Source organism: Streptomyces sp. NPDC006487, assembly GCF_042870555.1.
In the GTDB taxonomy this organism is placed as follows: domain Bacteria; phylum Actinomycetota; class Actinomycetes; order Streptomycetales; family Streptomycetaceae; genus Streptomyces.
This window is the reverse complement of record NZ_JBIAHN010000005.1, coordinates 130135-148880: the sequence shown is the minus strand read 5'-3', so window position 1 is coordinate 148880 and position 18746 is coordinate 130135. Positions and strand designations below refer to the sequence as shown.

Here is an 18746-nt window from a genome sequence, read left to right as displayed (position 1 = left end):
GTGGCTCTCCGGCGGGCCTCTTCCGACCCCTCCCGCGCCTGCGATCCGCGTTGATCCGCGTCGGTCCATGCCGATCCGTGCAGATCTGCGTCGATCCATGCCGATCCGCCTGTCAGACGGCCGGCACGCGCACTCGTACTGATTTGCCGAACTCATCCGCCTGGACGCTGAGTTGGCCGCCCGCCTCGGTGGCCATCAGGTGCACGATCAGCAGGCCCCGCCCGTTCTCGGTGTCCAGGTCCGCCTCGCCGCGCGGGTGCGGGAGCCGCGGCAGGGAGGGGGCTCCGTCGGCGACCTCCAGCTGGAGCCATCCCCCTCGCAGGGAGATTCCGACGCGCAGGCGGCCCGCGTCGGCGGCGTGCAGGACGACGTTCCCGACCAGCTCGCTCACGGCCAGCAGCAGGACGTCCGCGATGTCGGCGGAGATTTCCCAGCCGTCGAGGACCGAGCGCACCCGGGAGCGGATCAGGGGGACGGTCGCCGCAGTGGGCTCCGCGGCCCAGTGGTCGAAGCCGCGGGCCCGTGACGCGGCGGCGGAGGCCGGGTCGGCCGGGGCGGGGACGGGGTGCGTGGCGGGCTGGGTGGCGGGGGGTGTGGAGGTGAGCATGGCGTGCTCCCGGAGGGGAAGGCGACGACATTCGCGCGGTGGCTCGTGTAACTGCCGGGGAACTGAGACTGCCCGTGCTCTTGTGGTCTGCGGAAACGCGTCGCTAGAGTCGTGATTACACGTGTAACACGCTAGGTCTCCCACCCGGCTCCGCGCAAGCATTTCGGACATACGTTACGAAGCCTTGTCCGTAGCGCTCCGTGCTCGCTCGGCCGCGGTGGGACCCGCACCCGAACCCGAACCCCCCGGCCCCCCGGGGGCCGAACAGATTGGAAGGGCCGCAATGACGCAATCGCTCCCCGCCGCGATCGATCCGGCGGACATGACCTGGCCGCCTCCGCCGTTCCGGACCCCCGTGTCCGCCGTCGTGGACGCGGACGGGGTCCGCCGCTTCGAGGGGATCACGTACGCGACCTCGCCGGGCTACCGTCCCCGCCTGCTCGACGTTCACGTACCGGCGGGTGAAGGCCCCTTCCCGGCGGTGGTGTGGATCCACGGCGGCGGCTGGCTGGACGGCGACCGGCGCTACCCGCCGCCGACCGTGCCCGTGGAGCTGCTGCACGGGTCGGTGCTGGAGGCGGGGCTGGCCCTCGTCTCGATCGACTACCGGCACAGCCTGGAGGCCCCGTTCCCGGCCCAGCTGCACGACGTGAAGGCCGCGATCCGCTACGTCCGGCGGTTCGCCACCGTACTGGGCATCGACCCGGACCGGATCGGGGTCTGGGGCGAGTCCGCGGGCGGCCACCTCGCGGCCCTCGCCGGGGTCGTCTCCGCGGCCACCGCGGACGCCGAGGCGCTGGAGGGCACGCAGGGAGTGGGCGCCGGCGACACCGCCGTACGGGCCGTCGTCGACTGGTACGGGGTCTCCGACCTGGTCACCCTCGCCGATCACCCCATGCCGGCGTTCCCGCCGCTGCCCGGCGGAGCCGAGTTCCCCGACCCGTACGAAGCCCTCCTCGGTGCTTCCGTCGCCGAACGCCCCGAGCTGGCACGGGCCGCGAGCCCCGTCACCTACGCCGTGGAAGGCTCGGACCCGCCGCCGTTCCTGCTGATCCACGGCACCCTGGACGGACTGGTCCCCTACAGCCAGAGCGAGGAGCTCGCCGCGGCTCTGGAGAAGGCCGGGGGCGAGGTCGTCCTGACCCCCGTGGAAGGCGCCGACCACATCTTCCTCGGCTCTCCCGACGTCGATCGCATCGTCACCGACAGCGTCGCCTTCCTCGCCCGCCACCTGGGCGCCTGAGGTCCGTAGCCGAGGAGGGCGCGGCGCCGGCTGCGGGCGCTCCGCACGGGGGCGCCCGCGGCCGCCGCTGCCGCCGGACCGGTCGGGTCCCCCCGTCCCGTCGGCGGACGGGGGGACCCGAGACGAGGGCCGGCCGGCCGGCGGACGGCGCCCGGCCGGAAGGTGCGGGCGTCACGCCCCCGACGGAACGGCCCGGCTCCGGGAGTCCCGTCAGTCGGTGCAGCCGGGAACCGTGCCGGTGGGGCTGCAGTTGTTCGGCTGATTGGCGCGTACGACATCGCCGTTCAGCGTGAGGACGCCGGACCCCTTGAAGATGCCGCCGCCGTCACCCGCCCGGTTGTGCTGGATGGCGTTCTCCTCCAGCGTGGTGGTGCCCAGCCCCTCGGCTCCCCCGGCGTGGAAGAGGCCGCCGCCCTGCGCGGTACCGTCCTTCGCGGTGGCCGTGTTGCGCAGGACCTTGTTGCGCTTGGCCGTCAGCATGCCGCCGTCCGGGTTGTCGATGCCGCCGCCCTGAGCCGTGCCGCCCGGCGCCTCGACGGTGTTGCCGGTGATCTGGCTGTCGGTCAGGTCGAGCGTGCCGATCGGGCCCATGCGGACGCCACCGCCGCGCGCGGTGCCGTTCTTCGCGATCGCCCGGTTGGCGCTGATCTTCACGTCGCTCACGGTCATCAGGGCGTTGTTCGCGATGCCGCCGCCCTGGGCGAATCCGTGCGGAGCGTCCGAGGTGTTGTCCGTGACGGCGCCGCCGGTGACGGTCAGTCTTCCGGGCTCCGGGATGCCGTTGGAGAGGGCGGCACGCGCGAACCCGCCCGGGGCGAAGGAACGGTTGTCGCTGATGACCGTGTCTTTGACGGTGGTCTCGGCGAAGCTGATCAGGCCGGCGCCGAAGGCGAAGCTCTGGGTGTCCTTGGTGACGGTTGCCGTGTTCCCGGTCAGCCGGGAGGCGGTGAGCGTGAGCGGACCGTCGTTGACGATCGCGCCGCCCGCGGCGCCGCCGCCGAGGTCGCTGCCGCTGTAGACGACCTGGTTTCCCGTCACCTCGCTCTCGCTCACGGTTGCGGTGCCGGGGCTGTCGATTCCGCCGCCCTGGGCGAACACGTCGGACTTGGACGTGTTGCCGCTGATCTTGCTGCGGGTCACGCTCATCCTTCCGGTGTTGGAGATGCCGCCGCCGCAGGCCAGGCCCGGGGGATCGGGGAAGGCGGGGCAGTCCGTGGCGAAGCCGCCGCTGATCGTGGTGCGGGTGAGCGTGAGGTCGCCCGTCGGGCCGACGAGGAGGATCCGGAACTTCGGCACCTTGTGCCCGCGCTCGTCCCGCCTGATCGTGGCCCCGCGTCCGTCGATGGTGATCTCACTGGTGATCACCGGCAGCCCGTTGCCGGGGCTCTCGGGGTCAGGGGCCGTCAGTTTGTACGTGCACCCGCGCGCAAGCTGGAGGGTGTCCGGGCCGGGCGAGCCGTTCGCGGCGCCGATGGCCGCGATCAGATCGGGAACGGAGCAGCGAACCTGCACCGCGGCGGCGTGAGCGGCCGGGGCGGGGACCGCCACCAACGCGCCCGCCACCAGGCCGAGGACGGCCGAGACATGCCGACGAGACATCGGGGAACTCCTCCTTCTGCGCTGTGGGCCGGCCGTCAGGGGACCGCGACCAGCCGAGCCCAGCCGACCACGCGCGACCACCTTCGGCTTCCGGGCTTGATCCATACAGGCGGGCGGACAGCCCGGACGGAGCACGAAGGCGTGCCGACGGCTCAAGGAGCGCGAAGGGGTCAAGCAGCGAGAGGGGGGGCGAAGGAGGGTGAGGGGGGCGAAGGAGCGTGAGGGAGTCTCAGGAGGTCTCGCGCTGGACCAGGATCGCCTCTATCTCGGGTACGGGCGCCGTGTCGCCGGTCTCGATGAGCTCGTGCACGGCCTCGGCGACCAGGGCGGGGGAGGCGAGCTTCAGGCGGATCGAGGTCAGCGGGGGTTCCTGGAGCCCGGCGAGGACCAGGTCGTCGGAGCCCACGACCGCCACCTCCTGAGGTACGGAGATCCCCTCGGCCCGCAGCGCGTGGAGGAGCAGGGCGGCGTACTCGTCGTTGTACGCGAACACGGAGTCCAGCCCGAGGCTCCGCCAGCGCCGCGCCAGCGCGGTCGCGGACTCCCGGGTGTACGAGAGCTCCACCGGGGTCACGGTGGCCATGTGCCGCGCGGCGACCGATTCGGCGCCGGCGAGCCGCGGCGCGGCGAACACGCCGAGGCCGCGTTCCTGGGGCATGACCACGCCGATACGGGACCGGCCGCGGGCGATCAGGTGCTCGGCGGCGGTGGCGCCGATGACGGCGTGGTCGAAGCCGATGGTGTGCACCCCCGGTACGGGACGGGCGGCGAAGGCGATCAGCCCCCGCACTCCGGCGCGCCGCAGCAGCTCCGCGGCCTGCGCGGTGAGGCGGTCGCCGTCGAGGGCGATGACGGCCGCCGGCCGCAGTTCGGCCCAGGCGCGGGCGGCGTCGAGGGGATCGGCGAAGCGCCCCGCGTGCAGGACCGCGGTGTAGCCGTGCCGGTCCAGCTCGCTGTGCAGGTCGTCGACCCAGTCGCTGACGAGGCGGCCGACCGCGGAGATCGACGAGGGCATCAGGACGAGATTGCTGCGGCCGGCCCGCAGGGACCGGGCGGCGGCGTGCGGGACGTAGCCGAGCTGCCGGGCGGCGTCGAGGACGCGCGCGCGGGCGGCTTCGCCCACGCGGTGGCCCTGGGTGTCGTTGAGGACGAAGGAGACCGTCGCGCGGGACACCCCGGCGAGTCGGGCCACGTCGGCGCTGGTCGGGGACGCCGGAACAGGAGTGTCTTTTGCCATGACGTCGGTCGACGCTCCTTTTGATCGGCTCGATGCCTTCCTTTCGAAGGTTACACGAGTTAGATCAAGGGAGCGCGGGCCCGCCCGGATGGGCGGGCCAGGCGGAAGGGAGGGCGGGGAAGGGGGCGCCGGGGTCACGCGGGTCGGTCGGGTGCCCCTTCGTGCAGGCGCAGGGAGTCCCCGGCGAGGTCGTCGAGCGCGGTCACCACGGAGTCGAAGCGCATCGTGGTGCGGGTGTCCGTCTCGTACGGGTTCCACCTCGGCATGCCGGGATGGTTCGGGTCGCCGGTGCGGACGAAGGCGATCCAGGCCTCGTGCATGGTGCGGGCGAGACCGTCCCGGGCGGCGGGGTCGAGTCCGGCCGTCAGGGGTGCGTGGGCCCATTGGTCGAAGTTGGCAAAGGCGAAGGGAAGCTCGAGGCAGTGCGCCGCCCCGAGCCGGCCGTCGTAGGCGGCCGCGGGGAAGTCGAACTGGTAGGCCCATACCGGGCTGCCCGCCGCGGCCCGCGCTTCGGCCAGCCGGAGGGCGGGCACCCGGAAGAGCTCGTCGGTGATGAGGTCCATCAGGACGCCGGCCGGACCGGCGCCCGGCCGGGCGCGCTCGTACGCCGCGTAGACCCCGGGGGCGGCCTCGGGACCGAAGGTGTCCGCGATCCGGTCGGTCACCTGCTCCCGGGTGGCCGCGGCATAGGCCTCGTTGAGGGCGAAGCCGAAGTTGGCCTCCTCCCGGGTCCAGCCGATCATCACCTCGATGCCGGCGGCGGCGCCGTGCAGCAGGGCCTGCGCCGGGTGACGGGGCAGGGTGACTCCGTCGACGACGGGCAGGAACGGTGTGGGCCAGTACCCCCAGCGCGTGGTCAGCGCGAAGAGCCCGCCCATGGCGCCGATCAGCTCCGGCCAGGGCACGGTACGCAGCTCGGCCAGGCTCTTGACCCCGGCGAGTTCCAGGTAGGCGGCGGTGCGCTCCCGGTAGCCGTCGGGCGCGGGGAGGTCCAGCCCGAAGGGCGGGCTCATCAGGATCACCCGCCGGATCAGGTGCTGGGCTTCGGGCAGTCCGGCGAGGGCGGCCGTGGACACCGCGCCGCCCGACTGGCCCGCGACGGTGATGGAGCCGGGGTCGCCGCCGAAGGCGGAGATGTTCTCCCGCACCCAGCGCAGGGCGGCGAGCTGGTCGGTCAGCCAGTGGTTGGCGCCGGATCCGTCCGGCTCGTCCGCGGTGCCGGTGTAGAGGTAACCGAGCGGCCCGATGCGGTAGTTGATGCTGACCACGACGAGGTCCCCGTCGCGGGAGAAGGTCGCGCCGGAGTAGTTCGGCAGCGATCCGGAACCGGAGACGAAGCCGCCGCCGTGGATCCAGACCAGCACGGGCCGCCGGGCGTCGTCGACCGCGGGCGTCCAGATGTCGAGGGTCAGGCAGTCCTCGTCGAAGGGCGGAGAACCGTGCCCGCCGAGGACGGGGTCGCCGCCCTCCATGTACATCTGTGGGGCACTGGGCCCGTCGGCGGTCGCGTCCCGGGTGTCGCTCCAGCCCGGATGCGGCCGAGCGGGCTGCCAGCGCGATTCGCCGACCGGGGGAGCGGCGTAGGGCACGGCCCGGAAAACGGCGAGCCCGTCCTCGACCGCACCGAGGAGCGGGCCCGCGGGCGGATGGGCCACGGGGTGAGCGGGTGCGGGTCCTGGAGTGGGTGCCATGAGTCGATCCTTCCTGGGCCGCGCGCCGTACGCGCGCCGACCCGTCGAGAGTATGGCGCGAATTCTACGACCGTCAATGTTTCGCGATATTCGAGCGTGGCCGACGGGCCCCCGGGCCTGCGCGGGCCGGGCCGGTCGGGCCGTGCGAGAGCTGGGCCGCGCGCTCGCGGGTGCCCCGAGCTTCCTGGATGGCCCGACCGGCCCGACAGGGGCTGCAGGGGCTACCGGGATTGCCCCGTGGCGCGCCGGGCGTGCAGCCGCCCGGACCGCATGGATGGGCCCACCCCCTCGGCCTGACGGCCCGGAGCGCCTCGGTGTTCGGACTTCCCGTGCGGCTCGCCCGGGCTGCCCGGTGTCGGTTGTGGCGCTGTGCCGGGGCGGGGTCGTACCGCCCCGGCCGGGACCGCTGGTCCGCCTGAACGGCGGGATCGGCCGGGACTGTGCGGACTGTTCGGGCGGGCGTTCCGGCCGAATCGGCTTCACGGTCGCGGAGGGGTCACACCCAGAGGGTGTCGGCGGCCATGCGTTCGGCCTCCGTCTCCAGCAGGGGTGCGAACGCCCGCCACAGGATCAGGCAGGCTCCCACGGCGGCGAGGGCGCCGGCGAAGGTGTCGCTCAGCCACTGGGCGTGCTGCCAGGTGCGGCTCCACATCATGGCGCCGGTGTAGCCCGCGCCGAACAGCCACCACCAGCGCCGGCCACCGGGCGGGAACAGCACCACCGCGGCTGCGATCACCAGGGCCACCGCGCTGAAGACCTGGCCGGAGGGGTACGAGCCGTCGTTGACCAGCACCCAGGTGTGCGGGGGCCGCGGTCGGTCGGCCAGCTGCTTGAGCGGCAGTACCAGGAGCATGTTGGCCAAGACCGCGCTGGTGAAGACGAAGAGCGCCGACCGCCAGCGCCCGTACATGCACAGGCAGCCCATCAAGAGCAGCGGCACGACCGTGCCCAGTGGCCCGCCCAGGCGGTCGAGAACGGTGGCGAACCCGCTGGCGGTGTCCGCGGGCGAGCCCTCCAGCGAAGCGGCCCATGCGTTGTCGAGCCCCTGGAAGAAGGGCTGTTCGTCCACGCGCAGGAGCACTCCCATCAGGACGGAGAGCAGGGTCAGCAGTAGTCCCCAGGTGAGGGCGTGCCGGGGCGGAGCTGCGGGGACCGGCCTTCTGGACGGCCGGACGGGGAGCGGGGGCGGAGGAGGGGGCGGAGTGAGGGCGTGACCGAAGAAGTCCGACATGAAGGAACCTTTCGCTGCCGCCTCCCGGGCGCTGGGGGCGCATGGCAGGCGGCGGACGGGCGCGAAGCGCGGGGACGGGCGCGAAGCGCGGGGGCGAGCGGAAGCGGACGAGCGGAAGCCGACGTGCCCTCGCGGTTGTGCCCGCGCGGACGTGCCCGGGCGGTGTGCCGAGGGCGGCATGTGGATGCGCACGGTGCGGCGCATGCGGAAGGGGGGATGGGCGGAGCGGTGTGGATGGGTTGGGCGGAGCTGCGCGTACGGCGGGCGCGTCGAGGGCGGCGTGATGACACGCATCGGGGAGCCGAGTGGAAGGGGCTGGGTGGAGCCGTGGGGAAGGGGTGCGGGGGGGAGTGCGAAGGGGATGGGGGTGCGGCCGATGCCGGAATGGTGTGCGGAGGGACGGGCTGAGGCGGGCGAGCCGATGGCCGCCCGCGGACCCGCAGGCCGGGTCGGGTCCGCCGGGTCTGCTGGGTCGGCTGGGTCGGCAGGTTCGATCGGCTCGGTTGGGTCTGCCGGGTCGGCCGGATCAGCTGGGTCGGCTGGGTCGGTCAGGTCTGCCGGGGTCTGCCGGATCGGCAGGGTTGGTCGGCTCGGCTCGGCTCGGCTCGGCTCGGCTCCAGGCCGCTGGGCGGCCCCAGGTGCGCCGGCCCCAGGTGCGCCGGCGAGGTGCGGCGGCGCGGCGGGTGAGCCCCGCAGGGGTGGGTGGGCTCTGCCGGGTGCGGTGGGGGTCGGCGCGGTGCGGCACGGAGTATTGCGGAAGCGTGACCATCGCCACAAGTGCAAGTGAGTTCTCGGCCGGGTCGGACTCGTCCGCAGGCCGCATTCGGCTGGTTACACGTGATCGACCTGGACTTCGTCCACGGGTCACGATCTGTACGGAGGTCTGCGCCAACCCTTGGCTAGACCGGTGGCTGAGTGCTACACAGTGTCCAGGCACCTGAAGTGACACGTGTAACAACATCGAGTCAGCCGCACAGTGCAGCACCGCACGACACCGCTCAACACTGCTCCACACCGCATTCCCACCGCACCGCACCGCCAGGCACCGCACGCATCGCGCCGAGCAACCGCACCGCGTCAGCCGTCTCGCGCTCGGCGCGGCATTGCCCGGCGACGCCCTCGTGCGCAACCGCACCCTCGGCGTCTCCGCCCTCCCCGCGCACCGCACCTCCGGCGGTCCCCCCACGCCACCTCCCCGCTCCGTCCCCCGAGGAGTCGTCATGGCTACGAACGAGATCATCGACCCGCCCGCCCCGGCGGATCCCGAACCTTCCCGCGGACGCGGGCTCCTGCTCCTCCTGCTGGTCGCGAACTCCGCGATGATGGCCGTCTACATGGGCGTCGGCTCCGTCCTCCTGCCCACCCAGATCGAGGCGATAGCCGGCGACGACAAGGTGGCGGTGCTGGGCCTGATCGGCGGTATCAGCGCGATCTTCGCCACCGCGTTCAATCCGATCGCCGGCGCCCTCTCCGACCGCAGCGGCCGCCGCAACCCCTGGGTCCTGGGTGGTGCGCTCGGCTCGCTCGTCGGCCTCGCCTTCCTCGGCAGCGTCAGTACCGCACTGCTCGTCGGGATCGGCTGGTGCCTGGTCCAGGCGACCATGAACATCTACCAGGCCGCCGTCACCGCGATCGTGCCCGACCGGGTGCCCGCCGCCCGGCGAGGTACCGCGTCCGCGCTGGTGGGGCTGGGCCTGCCCATCGGCGGCACGGTCGGCGTGCTGATCGCCTCCCAGACCTCCGAGCACCTGCGCACCGGCTACCTCGTCTTCGGCGGGGTCATCGCCGCGGCCGCGCTGCTGCTCACCAGCTTCTGCCGGGACGTACCGCGCTCCGAGCCCGCCCCGGACGCGCCCGCCGCTCCCAAGGGGGCCCAGCTCAAGGCCTTCCTCTCGGCGCTCGCCAACCACGACTTCCGGTGGGCCTTCATCGGGCGCGCCCTGATGGTCCTCGGGTACTTCTCGGTGGTCGGCTACCAGCTCTACATCCTGGGCGACCACATCACGCTCCCCGCGGGGCTGACGCCGCCCGCCGCGATGGCGGTGCTCACCCCCGTGTCGATGGTCGCGATGGCCGTCTCCACCGTGGTCGGCGGATTGCTGTCCGACCGCTGGAACCGCCGCAAGGTCTTCGTCGGCGTCTCGGCGGCCCTCGCCGGGCTGGTCATGGTGGTCCCCGTCGTCAGTCCCACGTGGACGGGCATGCTCGTCTTCAGCGCGCTCAACGGCCTGGCCTTCGGTTGCTTCATGGCCGTCGACACCGCGCTGGTCACCCTGGTGCTGCCCCGGGCAGAGGACGCCGCCCGCGACATGGGCGTACTGAACATCGCGAACGCCGGGCCCCAGATCATCGCCCCGTTCGTCGCCTCCGCCGTGGTCACCACCCTGGGCGGCTACACCCCGCTGTTCCTGGTCGGCGGGGCGCTCTCGCTGATCGGCGCCCTGGCGATCCTCCCCATTCGCAGCGTGCGCTGATCCCGCCGGTCCCCGTGGCCCCGTGCCCCGTGGCCCCGTAAAGGTCTTCGGCCCCGGGCTTCCCTCAACCTCCGGGCCGCCCCTCCCGGGCGGCGGCCCGGCCCGCACTCCGGTGGGTTCGCGCCGAGGGTCGCGAGCCCACCGGGCCCCACCCTTCCAGCCCACCCTCACCCGGTTTCCAGTTCCCGAATCCCGATTCGCCCTTCCCCGTTTGCAATTCCTCTCCGAAGGAGCCTTCCTTGCAACGCAAGCGAGTTCTGCCGTTGGCCGCCCTGCTGCTCTGCGCGCCGGCCCTCGCCGGTACGGTGCCCGCCGCCGCGGCCGAGGTGCAGGCCGGGCCGGCGCCCGCACCGGTGCCCGCGGGCCCGCTGCGGATCCTGCTCACCAACGACGACGGTTACAACGCGCCCGGCATCCGGCTGGCCTTCGCGCGGCTGACCGCCGCCGGGCACGACGTCACCATCGTCGCGCCGCTGACCAACCAGAGCGGAGCCGGCACGAAGACCTCCAACTCCCCATCCCTCGCGGTCCGCCACCCCGAGCCGAAGGTGTGGGCGGTCGACGGAACCCCCGGCGACTCGGTGAACTTCGGGCTCTCCGAGGTGTTCGAAGGGCGGGCGCCCGATCTCGTCGTGTCGGGCACCAACTTCGGCCCGAACGTGGCCGCGCTCGCCAGCCACTCCGGCACGGTCGGCGGCGCCGTCGCCGCGCTGGACGCGGGCGTGCCCGCCATCGCCCTGAGCACCGGCGGCCTCTCGGCTCCCGACCCCGTGACCACGGTCAACGCGATGGGCCCGACGCTCGACTTCGCCGTCAAGCTGATCGACCGGCTGCGTTTCCGGGCCCGCTCCGGCCCCCTGCTGCCCCAGGGCGTCGGCCTCAACGTCAACCACCCCGTCATCGGTGCCGACGGCAAGGGCACCCCGGCCGGTGTGGCCACCACCTTCCAGGACGCGCAGGCGCTCCTGAAGGCCGACTTCACCGATGCCGGCGACGGCACCTGGAAGGTCGGCGTGACGGTGGACCTGAAGACCCCGGCCCGGGGCAGCGACGTGGAAGCCGTGAGCGCCGGGAAGATCGCCGTCAGCCCGATGAACGCCGACTGGAACACCGGACCGGTCGACTTCGCCGTCACCGCGGCCCTGCTCGCCGGGCTCCGCCCGTAGGCCGGACAGCTCCGGTAGCCGGGCTTCGCCCCTAGCCGGGCCTCGCCCGCGGGCAAGGCCCCGTCGACCACACAAGCCGGCCCTCCGGGGGCGGGGTGGGCGTCCCGCGCCCCGTCCCGCCCCCGGAAGGTCCACCACTCAGGAGTACGGATGCAGCGGCTCTCGCACCGGATCACCCGGCTTTCCACGGCAAGACCCTTACTCGGCACGGCACTCGCCCTCGCCGCGCTGATCGCGACCGCGCTCCCGGCGCACGCCTCTCCGGGCGGCCTCCCCGGCGGCCCGCCGGCCGGCTCGGCCCGCCCGGTGGTGTCCGTCGCGCAGGGCGCGCTGCGCGGCCGCGTCCACGACGGGGCGCAGGAGTTCCTCGGCGTGCCCTACGCCGCCGCACCGGTCGGGGAGAACCGGCTGCGCGCCCCGCAGGCGGCCCGGCACTGGAACGGAGTGCGCGAGGCCGTCGAACAGGCCCCCGCCTGCCTGCAGTTCTCGCCGTTCGGGCTGCGCGATCCCTCGGCCGTCAGCGAGGACTGCCTGTACCTCGACGTGTACCGGCCCGGCCGGGCCCGCGCGGGGGCCCGGCTGCCGGTGATCCTCTGGATGCACGGGGGCGCGTACAGCCAGGGCACCGGCACCCAGTTCGGCGGTCGCACCATGGCCGAGCTGACCGGATCCGTGGTGATCAGCATCAACTACCGCCTCGGGCAGCTGGGTTATCTGGGCCTTCCCGAACTGGGCCGGGAGAACGCCCTGCGCTCCGGCTCCTTCGGCCTGATGGACCAGATCCAGGCGCTGCGCTGGACCAGGGAGAACATCGGGGCCTTCGGCGGCGACCCGGGCAACGTCACGGTCTCCGGCCAGTCCGCGGGCAGCGGTTCGGTGTGCGGACTGCTCGCCGCCCCGCCGGCGGCCGGGCTGTTCCACCGGGCCGTCCTGCAGAGCGGGCCCTGCACGCTGCTGCGCACTCCCGACGGCGCGCGGGCCGAGTCCGAGGCGCGGGCCTTCGCCGCGAGCGCCGGCTGTGCCGAACCGGCCGGGGTGGTGGCGTGCCTGCGCGCCGCTTCCGGGCAGTCGCTGGTGGACGCGGCCCGTACGCGGGCCACTTCGGGCCCTGCATCGGGCGACGGGCTGCTGCCGCGGGATCCGGCCGCCGCGATCTCGGCCGGGTCCTGGAACAAGGTCCCGGTCCTGATCGGGAGCACCCGCTCCGAAGCGCGCTTCTTCGTCGCGCTGACCCAGCCCGCCCTGACGGCGGAGCAGTACGCGCAGCAGGTCCTCGCGGGTTACGGCGAGGCCGGGCCGGAGGTCCTGGCCCGCTACCCGGTCGCCGCGCACGGATCCCCGTACCTGGCGCTGTCGGCGGTCATGACCGATTCGACGTTCGCTTGCGAAACCGCCCGGACGGCGCAGTCGTTCGCCCGTCAGGTCCCCACCTTCGCCTACGAGTTCGACGACCCGGACTCGCCGACGCTGGCGGGCGCGCAGGTCCCCGGACTGGACGAGTCGAACGCGCACAGCGCCGAACTCGCCTACCTGCACGACTTCACGATGGGCGAGCGGCCCCTGACCCCCGTCCAAGTGGCCCTGGCGACAAGGATGAAGCGCTACTGGGGTGCCTTCGCCCGCCACGGGGTTCCCGTGGTCGCGGGTCAGACCCCCTGGCCGGCGACCGGACCGGGCGGCACGGTACTGACACTGGCGCCCGCGGGGGACCGGCTCGACCGGGCGTTCGGGGCCGAGCACCAATGCGGCTTCTGGCGCGACCAGCCCTCCCGGCCGCTGTAACGGGAGACGAGACCCGGTGGTCCGTACGGGGGTGATCCGCGCGCGCGTCAACGCGTGAGCACGGAGCTCATCCTTTGGTGGTCACCGAAAGGGCGGCGGCCCGGGGGGTGCCGCCACGCCGCCGGATGCCCCGAGGGCCAAGGTCCTCACGGGCATCCGGCGGTTTCCCGCGTCCACGGCGCGGGCGCGGGCCGGGCGGCGACGGGGGATCGCCGCGCGGAACGGACCGTGCGCGATGCCAGCATGCCCGTTCGGGCAACGGAACCCAGGCGAAGCCGTTGCGCAGGTACGGGAGGTGGGTAAATGACCGCTCAAGCGGTGGGCACGGCGGCTCGCTCGGCGCCCTCAGGGCGCAGGTCCGCGGAGGCGCCCGCGGACCCCGCCGGGGTCGCGGCCGCGTCCGGCTCCGCGACCCCGGCAGAGGCCGGCGCGGGCACAGGGGCCGCAGCGGCGGCGGCACGGAGCGCGGTAGCCGCCGGGCAGGGTCCGCGCCGCACGGATCCGGAGCTGCTGCTCGCGGCCTCGGTGCTGTTGGCGGACGCCGCCCTCACGGCGAAGCAGGCGGCCGCCGAGCTGACGGGCGCGGTCAGCAGCTGGCGGCTGGGGCTGGAGGCGTTGCGCCGCCCCGCCTGGGCGCTCGGTACGGCGGTGTCGTGCGCGCGTGCGCTGACGAGCCCGGCGGGGCTCGGATTCGGGGCCAACGGCGGGCTGGCCGGTGAATTGGCCCGGATCGCGGGGAACTTGACGCACCGCAGGCCGGCCGCCGTGGCGATGGCCGTGGACGCCTTCGCCCTGCGGATCAGGGCGATCGCCTCGGACCACCCCAATCTGGACTCGCCGCTCGCCAGACGGCTGACCGACGCCATGGTGGCCGGGAACAGGCTGGAGGCGCTGCGCGCCATGCACGCGCTCGTCGAGCGTCTGGGGGTCACCCGGGCCCTGACCACGATGAGCCCCGTGATCATGGAACTGTCCGCGCTGCTGGGCCTGCTCGACGAGAACCCGGTCAACGACGACTTCTCCTGGGTGACTCTGGCCGGCGGAGTGCCGACCACCGATCCGTTCCTCGGGCTGCCGAGCACCCTGCTGAAGTACCTCAACCCGGGCCCCGGCCGGGCCGAACGGGCGGACGCGGACTCCATCCTGGCGAAGGTGCTGGCCACGTCCGGCAACGACATCGTCAGCTACGTCAACGACATCGGCGCCCTGGGCAACCACGGGCTGGTGCTGCTGCGCCGCGTCGAGTGCGCGGACGGCGCCGTACGGCACGTCCTGCTGCTGCCCGGAACGAGCTTCGCCCTGCTGAGCAACAGCACCCCGCAGGACCTGGTCGGAGCGTTCGACGGGCTGCTGCGCACCGATACGACGTACACGCGCGCCGCGCGCAAGCTGCTGGTACGGGCCGGGGTGCCGGCCGGGTCGGAGCTCATGATCGTCGGACACAGCCTCGGCGGCATGACCGCGATGAACCTCGCCGCGGACGTGGAGGTCTCCTCCCGCTACCAGATCACGCACGTGATCGCGGTGGGCTCGCCCATCGACGGCAAACGGCCCGCCGACCACACCACCCAGGTGATCAGCCTGGTCAACAACCACGACGTGATCCCGATGATCGACGGCCGCGGCCCGGCCTCGCCCAACGACATCCCCGCGAGCTGGGTCGAACTGGCCTGGCTGGACGAGTCGTACGACTACCCGCTGTCGCACGCTCCGCAGGCCTACTCGGACACTCTGCGCGGCCCCATGGCGCACCACCGGGAGAAGGTCAACGCGCTGATCAGCGCCTACGACGGCCGCATCGTCGGCAACCAGCCCTACATGCTGCGCGACAAGTGACCCAGGGAGACCGCGAGATGACCTCCGACCACGACGGCGACTCCACGGCGAAGACCGCCCCGCGACCCCCCGAGACGGCCTGGGCCCTGGAGAGCGCCGTGTTCAGCGCGGCCATGGTCGCCCAGCGGCTGCCCTGGACGGACGCAGCGGCCCGCGCGCTCGGCCTGGAGGCCCTGACCCGCGAAGGGGTGCGGCGCGCCTTGCTGGAGCACCTGCGGCGCACCCGCTCCGGGCACCCGGTCCGGCTGCGGACGCCCTTCGGGAACTTCCTCGTACCGCTGACCCCCGAAGCGTCCGAATCCCTCCTCGTCCGGGCGGACGAGGGGCGGGCGTTGGAGCCCGCGGTCGGGCTCACGGCCGCCGGGCACCGGTACGGGCTGTCCCCGCACACGGCGTTGACCTGGGAGACCGTCGCACCGGGAGACGAACTGCCCGCGCTCGTGGCGCGGCACGTCGACGAGGCCGTCGAGGGCCGGCGCGGGGACGGCACCCTGGAGTGGCAGGCCTGGAGCCGGACGATGGCGGGGCTGGGCCGCCGCCTGGTGGCGGGCGAGGCGGCCGCCGAGGACACCCTGCTGAGCGAGATCGTCACGCGGGCCGCCGCCGCGGACGGCCGAGGTGCCCGCGCGGACCTCGAGGCCGCCCTCCGGCGCAGGACGGCCCGCTACCAGGAGAGCCCGGACCCGGACTCCCTGGTCGGACGGCTGGCAGCGGGGGGAGCCTGCGCGGACACCGTGGCCGCGGCGGTGGCCCACGCGCTCGCCCTGGTCACCGCGGCCGCCACCGCCACGACCTTGCAGGCCCTGGCCCTGCACACGGTGGAACCGGCGGCCGCCCCGGAGGAGGCCGTGGCCCGGGCGCTGTGCCTCTACCCCCCGGTGGCCGCTGCCGTGCACCGGGTACGGACTCCGTTCGTATGGGAGGGCCTCGAGATCGGCGCCGGTACGGAGATCCTGTGCGCGCCGGGCTGGCTCCCCGCGCCGAAGGGCGGCGCTGGGCCGGGAGTCTGGCCTTCGCCGCTGTGCGGAGCGCCCGGCGCGTGCGCGGCGACCCGGCTCGCGGTGCTCGTCGCCGAGGAGCTGGTCCGTGCGGTCACCGCGGTCGCCCGGCCCTTCGTGGTCTCGCCGCGGCTGGCCGCCGGCCGGCTCCCGGGCACGCTCGAGGCGCGTTCGCTGCTCGTCTCGCTCCGGGAACTCCCGGGCGGCCGGGGCGACGTCAGGGTGACCGTCGGCAGGCCGGCGGCACTGCCCGTCCCGGTACGCGGCTGCACGCCCGCGTCCTACGGGGCCCTCGCGCAGACCAGCGCGGACCGGCTGGCCGCGCACGCGGAGAGCCTCGCGGCCTGCGCCGGGGCCGAGGGCTGGGACCAGGACGAGGCGGGGGAGAGCTTTCGCATGGTCCTGCTCGACCACGCGGGACGGTGCGCGCGGGCGGCCGACGGCGTACGGAGGGCGGCGACCCGGCTGGCGGACTGAGGCGTGGGACCGGGCGGCGAGCGGTCGCCGCCCGGCTACCAGAAGGGCGTCTCGCGCCTGCCGCGCTCCCGGTCCACCAGGGACTGCACGGCCTCCTGGGCCTCGTCGCACAGCCGGCGGGCCGCGGCCCTGCGGGCGGAGTAGGACTCGGGCCGGGGCGGTGCGGGAATCGGCTCGCCCACGGTGATGAGCCACTTCGCCGGCAGCGGGAGGACCGTGGTGAGCGGGAAGTAGGGGAGGTCGAACAGGCGGGCCAGGGCGGGGACGCCACCGAATTTGGGGTACGCCTCCTCGGCGCCGATCACGGACACCGGAACGACGGGAGCACCCGCATGGACGGCGGTCGCCGCGAACCCGGGACTGAACGGGCGCAGCCGGTACCGGCTGCGGAAGGGCTTCTCCAGGCCGGAAATCCCTTCGGGAAACACCGCCACGAGTTCCCCGGCGGTCAGATGTTCCAGCCCGAGCGTCGGGTCGAGCGGAAAGGCGCCCATTTTCCGGGCGTACGAACCGATCACCGGAAATCGAAAAGTAAGAGATGCGGCCGGAACGTTCAGGGGTCGGTTCAGAATACGGGTGAGTGATTTGACGAGGACGAACGCATCGAGCCCCCAGGCCCCCGAGTGGTTGGCCACGATCATGGCCGGTCCTTCCTGCGGAATGTTCTCCCCACCGGTGACCTCCAGGCGGAAATAGTCGTCCATCAGCCAGTCGAGCAGCCGGTCCCACGCACTCTCCCCGGCTTCACCCAGCCGCTCCTTCGCGTAACGGAACTCGGCGGCCCCCACTCCCGTCACATCGGGCATGCTTTCCGACACGAGTATTCTCCTTTTCCCGCCGGTCGTCGGCGCCACCTTGGCGCAATGGCCGCAATATCGCAAACAGGAGCTTTCATGACCACTTCCGCCCCCGATTCGACCGGATCGATGATCGATCTGATCGGCGAAATCCTCCTTTCGATGGGGGAATGCTCACCCGAGGATGTGCACGCCGGTGCCCGGATGGGGGACCTGCTGACCGATTCGCTCATGGTGGTGGAGATGGCCATGGCCCTCCACGAGAAACTGGACGTCAAGGTCGACGAGGAGGAACTCCGCGACGTCACCCTCGCCGAGTTCGCCGCACTCCTCGACGCCCGCCGCACCTCCGTGGTGCCCCCGCGGGACGGCGCCGCTCGATAGCCTGGCCCGATGACCGCGGAACTGCCCCCGGGCGGCGTGCGGATCACCCGGGCCGAGGCGGAGGCCAAGTGGGCGCACACCCGGACCCCCGCCGAGGTGGCCGCCCGGCGGAAGGCGGACCCGCCGGGCCCGGCCGGTCCGAGGGGTGTCTTGCCGATCACGCCGGGCCCGCGACGCCCGGCACGCCGAGAGCACGCACCAGACGCCGCGAGGCCGCCCTTCGGGCGACGACGGGAGTGTGACGACAGGCCCTAGCGGGCGCCCGCCGAGGCGTGGGCCGGCGGAGCGGAGGCGGCCGCCGCCGATGTGGCGTGCACGGCGTCGAGCTGGGTCTCCATGTCGTCGAGCGCGCTGCGCACCGCCGCGATCCGCAGGAGGAGCTCGTCGGCCGCGTCCGGCGGCGACTGCTCCGCCAGGAGCAGGGCCCGCTTCTCTTCCTTCTCGGCCTCGTCCTCCATCTCCCGTGCCTCCTCGAGGGCGTTGAGGACCACGCCGATCAGGACGTTGACCAGTACGAAGGACCCGAAGAGCACGTAGGAGGCGTAATAGAGAAGGCTCAGCGGGGAGATGGCCAGCCCCGCGTGGACGGCGTCCCCGAGCCCTTCGAGCGTCATCAGCAGGAACAGGGTCAGCGCGGCCCGGCCGATGGACCCGTAGTGCTGCGGGTCGTGGCCGGCGAAGCAGATCCAGCCGATCATGGCGTACACGTAGACGATCAGCGCGCCCACGAACAGGAAGCTGACGGTGCCGGGCAGGCTGCGGCCCACCGCGACCAGCAGGACCCGCAGCTGGGGCATGAACTTGGCGGTCCGCAGGACCCGGGCCAGCCGCAGCAGCCGCAGCAGCGTGGTGTTCTCCCGGAGGAAGGGGATGAAGGCCGAGGAGACGACCAGCAAGTCGAAGACGTTCCAGGGGTCTTGGAAGAAAGCTTTCGGCCGGTCGGCGTGCGCACCGAGGCGGATCAGCATCTCCAGGGTGAAGGCGATCACGCAGAAACGCTCGGTCGCCGAAAGGAGGCCGCTGTACTCGGCGGAGAGGCCGCTGTACGTCTCGGCCCCCAGGAGTGCGGCGTTGAAGAGGATCACCGCGAAAACGGTGAGCGAGAACGCGGGCGCCTCGCACACGTCACGGCAAGGTGCGGCAAGCCTTCCACGCCAGGTGTCCACCGCGGTCGGGTCGGTCATCGTGCTCCCTCGTACGGGCCGCCGGCCGCCCCGGACCCGC

14 protein-coding genes are annotated in these 18746 nt (G+C 73.3%); 7 read left to right on the top strand and 7 right to left on the bottom strand.

The genetic code is table 11. The features are described from left to right. Positions 1 to 112: 112 nt before the first annotated feature. The gene (locus ACFYM0_RS10155; RefSeq protein WP_388498813.1) at positions 113 to 607 is read right to left on the bottom strand and encodes an ATP-binding protein; all 495 of its coding nucleotides are present in this window, start codon (positions 605 to 607) and stop codon (positions 113 to 115) included. Positions 608 to 890: 283 nt separating this feature from the next. On the opposite strand from ACFYM0_RS10155, the gene ACFYM0_RS10150 reads away from it, so the two are divergent. Next, entirely contained in the window at positions 891 to 1850 is a 960-nt protein-coding gene (locus ACFYM0_RS10150) for an alpha/beta hydrolase fold domain-containing protein (protein ID WP_388498811.1), read from the top strand. A 210-nt stretch (positions 1851 to 2060) separates the two neighbouring features. On the opposite strand, the gene ACFYM0_RS10145 is transcribed toward ACFYM0_RS10150, so the two are convergent. The 4 genes from ACFYM0_RS10145 to ACFYM0_RS10130 all read right to left on the bottom strand — a co-directional run bounded on the left by ACFYM0_RS10145 (position 2061) and on the right by ACFYM0_RS10130 (position 7608). Continuing rightward, positions 2061 to 3449, bottom strand: coding sequence for a hypothetical protein (locus ACFYM0_RS10145; RefSeq protein WP_388498809.1), 1389 nt, complete (start codon positions 3447 to 3449; stop codon positions 2061 to 2063). 229 nt (positions 3450 to 3678) lie between these two features. Beyond that, positions 3679 to 4686, bottom strand: a complete 1008-nt coding sequence (locus tag ACFYM0_RS10140; protein ID WP_388498808.1) for a LacI family DNA-binding transcriptional regulator — start codon at positions 4684 to 4686, stop codon at positions 3679 to 3681. Between the two features lie 134 nt (positions 4687 to 4820). Further along, positions 4821 to 6377 carry a carboxylesterase/lipase family protein gene (locus ACFYM0_RS10135; RefSeq protein ID WP_388498805.1) on the bottom strand — a complete coding sequence of 519 codons (1557 nt, stop codon included), beginning with the start codon at positions 6375 to 6377 and terminating at the stop codon, positions 4821 to 4823. Positions 6378 to 6873: 496 nt separating this feature from the next. Beyond that, positions 6874 to 7608, bottom strand: coding sequence for a phosphatase PAP2 family protein (locus ACFYM0_RS10130; protein WP_388498803.1), 735 nt, complete (start codon positions 7606 to 7608; stop codon positions 6874 to 6876). 1220 nt (positions 7609 to 8828) lie between these two features. Here ACFYM0_RS10130 and ACFYM0_RS10125 point away from each other — a divergent pair. The 5 genes from ACFYM0_RS10125 (at position 8829) to ACFYM0_RS10105 (ending at position 16341) form a co-directional block, all read left to right on the top strand. After that, the gene (locus ACFYM0_RS10125) at positions 8829 to 10082 is read left to right on the top strand and encodes an MFS transporter (protein ID WP_388498800.1); all 1254 of its coding nucleotides are present in this window, start codon (positions 8829 to 8831) and stop codon (positions 10080 to 10082) included. A 239-nt stretch (positions 10083 to 10321) separates the two neighbouring features. Beyond that, positions 10322 to 11248, top strand: a complete 927-nt coding sequence (surE, locus tag ACFYM0_RS10120) for a 5'/3'-nucleotidase SurE (RefSeq protein WP_388498798.1) — start codon at positions 10322 to 10324, stop codon at positions 11246 to 11248. A 150-nt stretch (positions 11249 to 11398) separates the two neighbouring features. After that, positions 11399 to 13030: a carboxylesterase/lipase family protein gene (locus ACFYM0_RS10115; protein ID WP_388498796.1), complete on the top strand. Its 1632-nt coding sequence runs from the start codon at positions 11399 to 11401 to the stop codon at positions 13028 to 13030. A gap of 303 nt (positions 13031 to 13333) precedes the next feature. Beyond that, positions 13334 to 14866: a hypothetical protein gene (locus ACFYM0_RS10110; RefSeq protein ID WP_388498793.1), complete on the top strand. Its 1533-nt coding sequence runs from the start codon at positions 13334 to 13336 to the stop codon at positions 14864 to 14866. A gap of 17 nt (positions 14867 to 14883) precedes the next feature. Beyond that, on the top strand, positions 14884 to 16341 hold the full coding sequence (locus ACFYM0_RS10105; protein WP_388498791.1) for a hypothetical protein: 1458 nt from the start codon (positions 14884 to 14886) through the stop codon (positions 16339 to 16341). 35 nt (positions 16342 to 16376) lie between these two features. On the opposite strand, the gene ACFYM0_RS10100 is transcribed toward ACFYM0_RS10105, so the two are convergent. Beyond that, entirely contained in the window at positions 16377 to 17159 is a 783-nt protein-coding gene (locus ACFYM0_RS10100; protein WP_388498789.1) for a lysophospholipid acyltransferase family protein, read from the bottom strand. A 75-nt stretch (positions 17160 to 17234) separates the two neighbouring features. Between ACFYM0_RS10100 and ACFYM0_RS10095 the strand changes: the two genes are divergently transcribed. Continuing rightward, positions 17235 to 17522, top strand: a complete 288-nt coding sequence (locus ACFYM0_RS10095; protein ID WP_388498787.1) for an acyl carrier protein — start codon at positions 17235 to 17237, stop codon at positions 17520 to 17522. 251 nt (positions 17523 to 17773) lie between these two features. On the opposite strand, the gene ACFYM0_RS10090 is transcribed toward ACFYM0_RS10095, so the two are convergent. Next, positions 17774 to 18706 (bottom strand): ion transporter, encoded by a 933-nt coding sequence (locus tag ACFYM0_RS10090; RefSeq protein WP_388498784.1) that lies wholly within the window; start codon positions 18704 to 18706, stop codon positions 17774 to 17776. Positions 18707 to 18746: the final 40 nt, after the last annotated feature.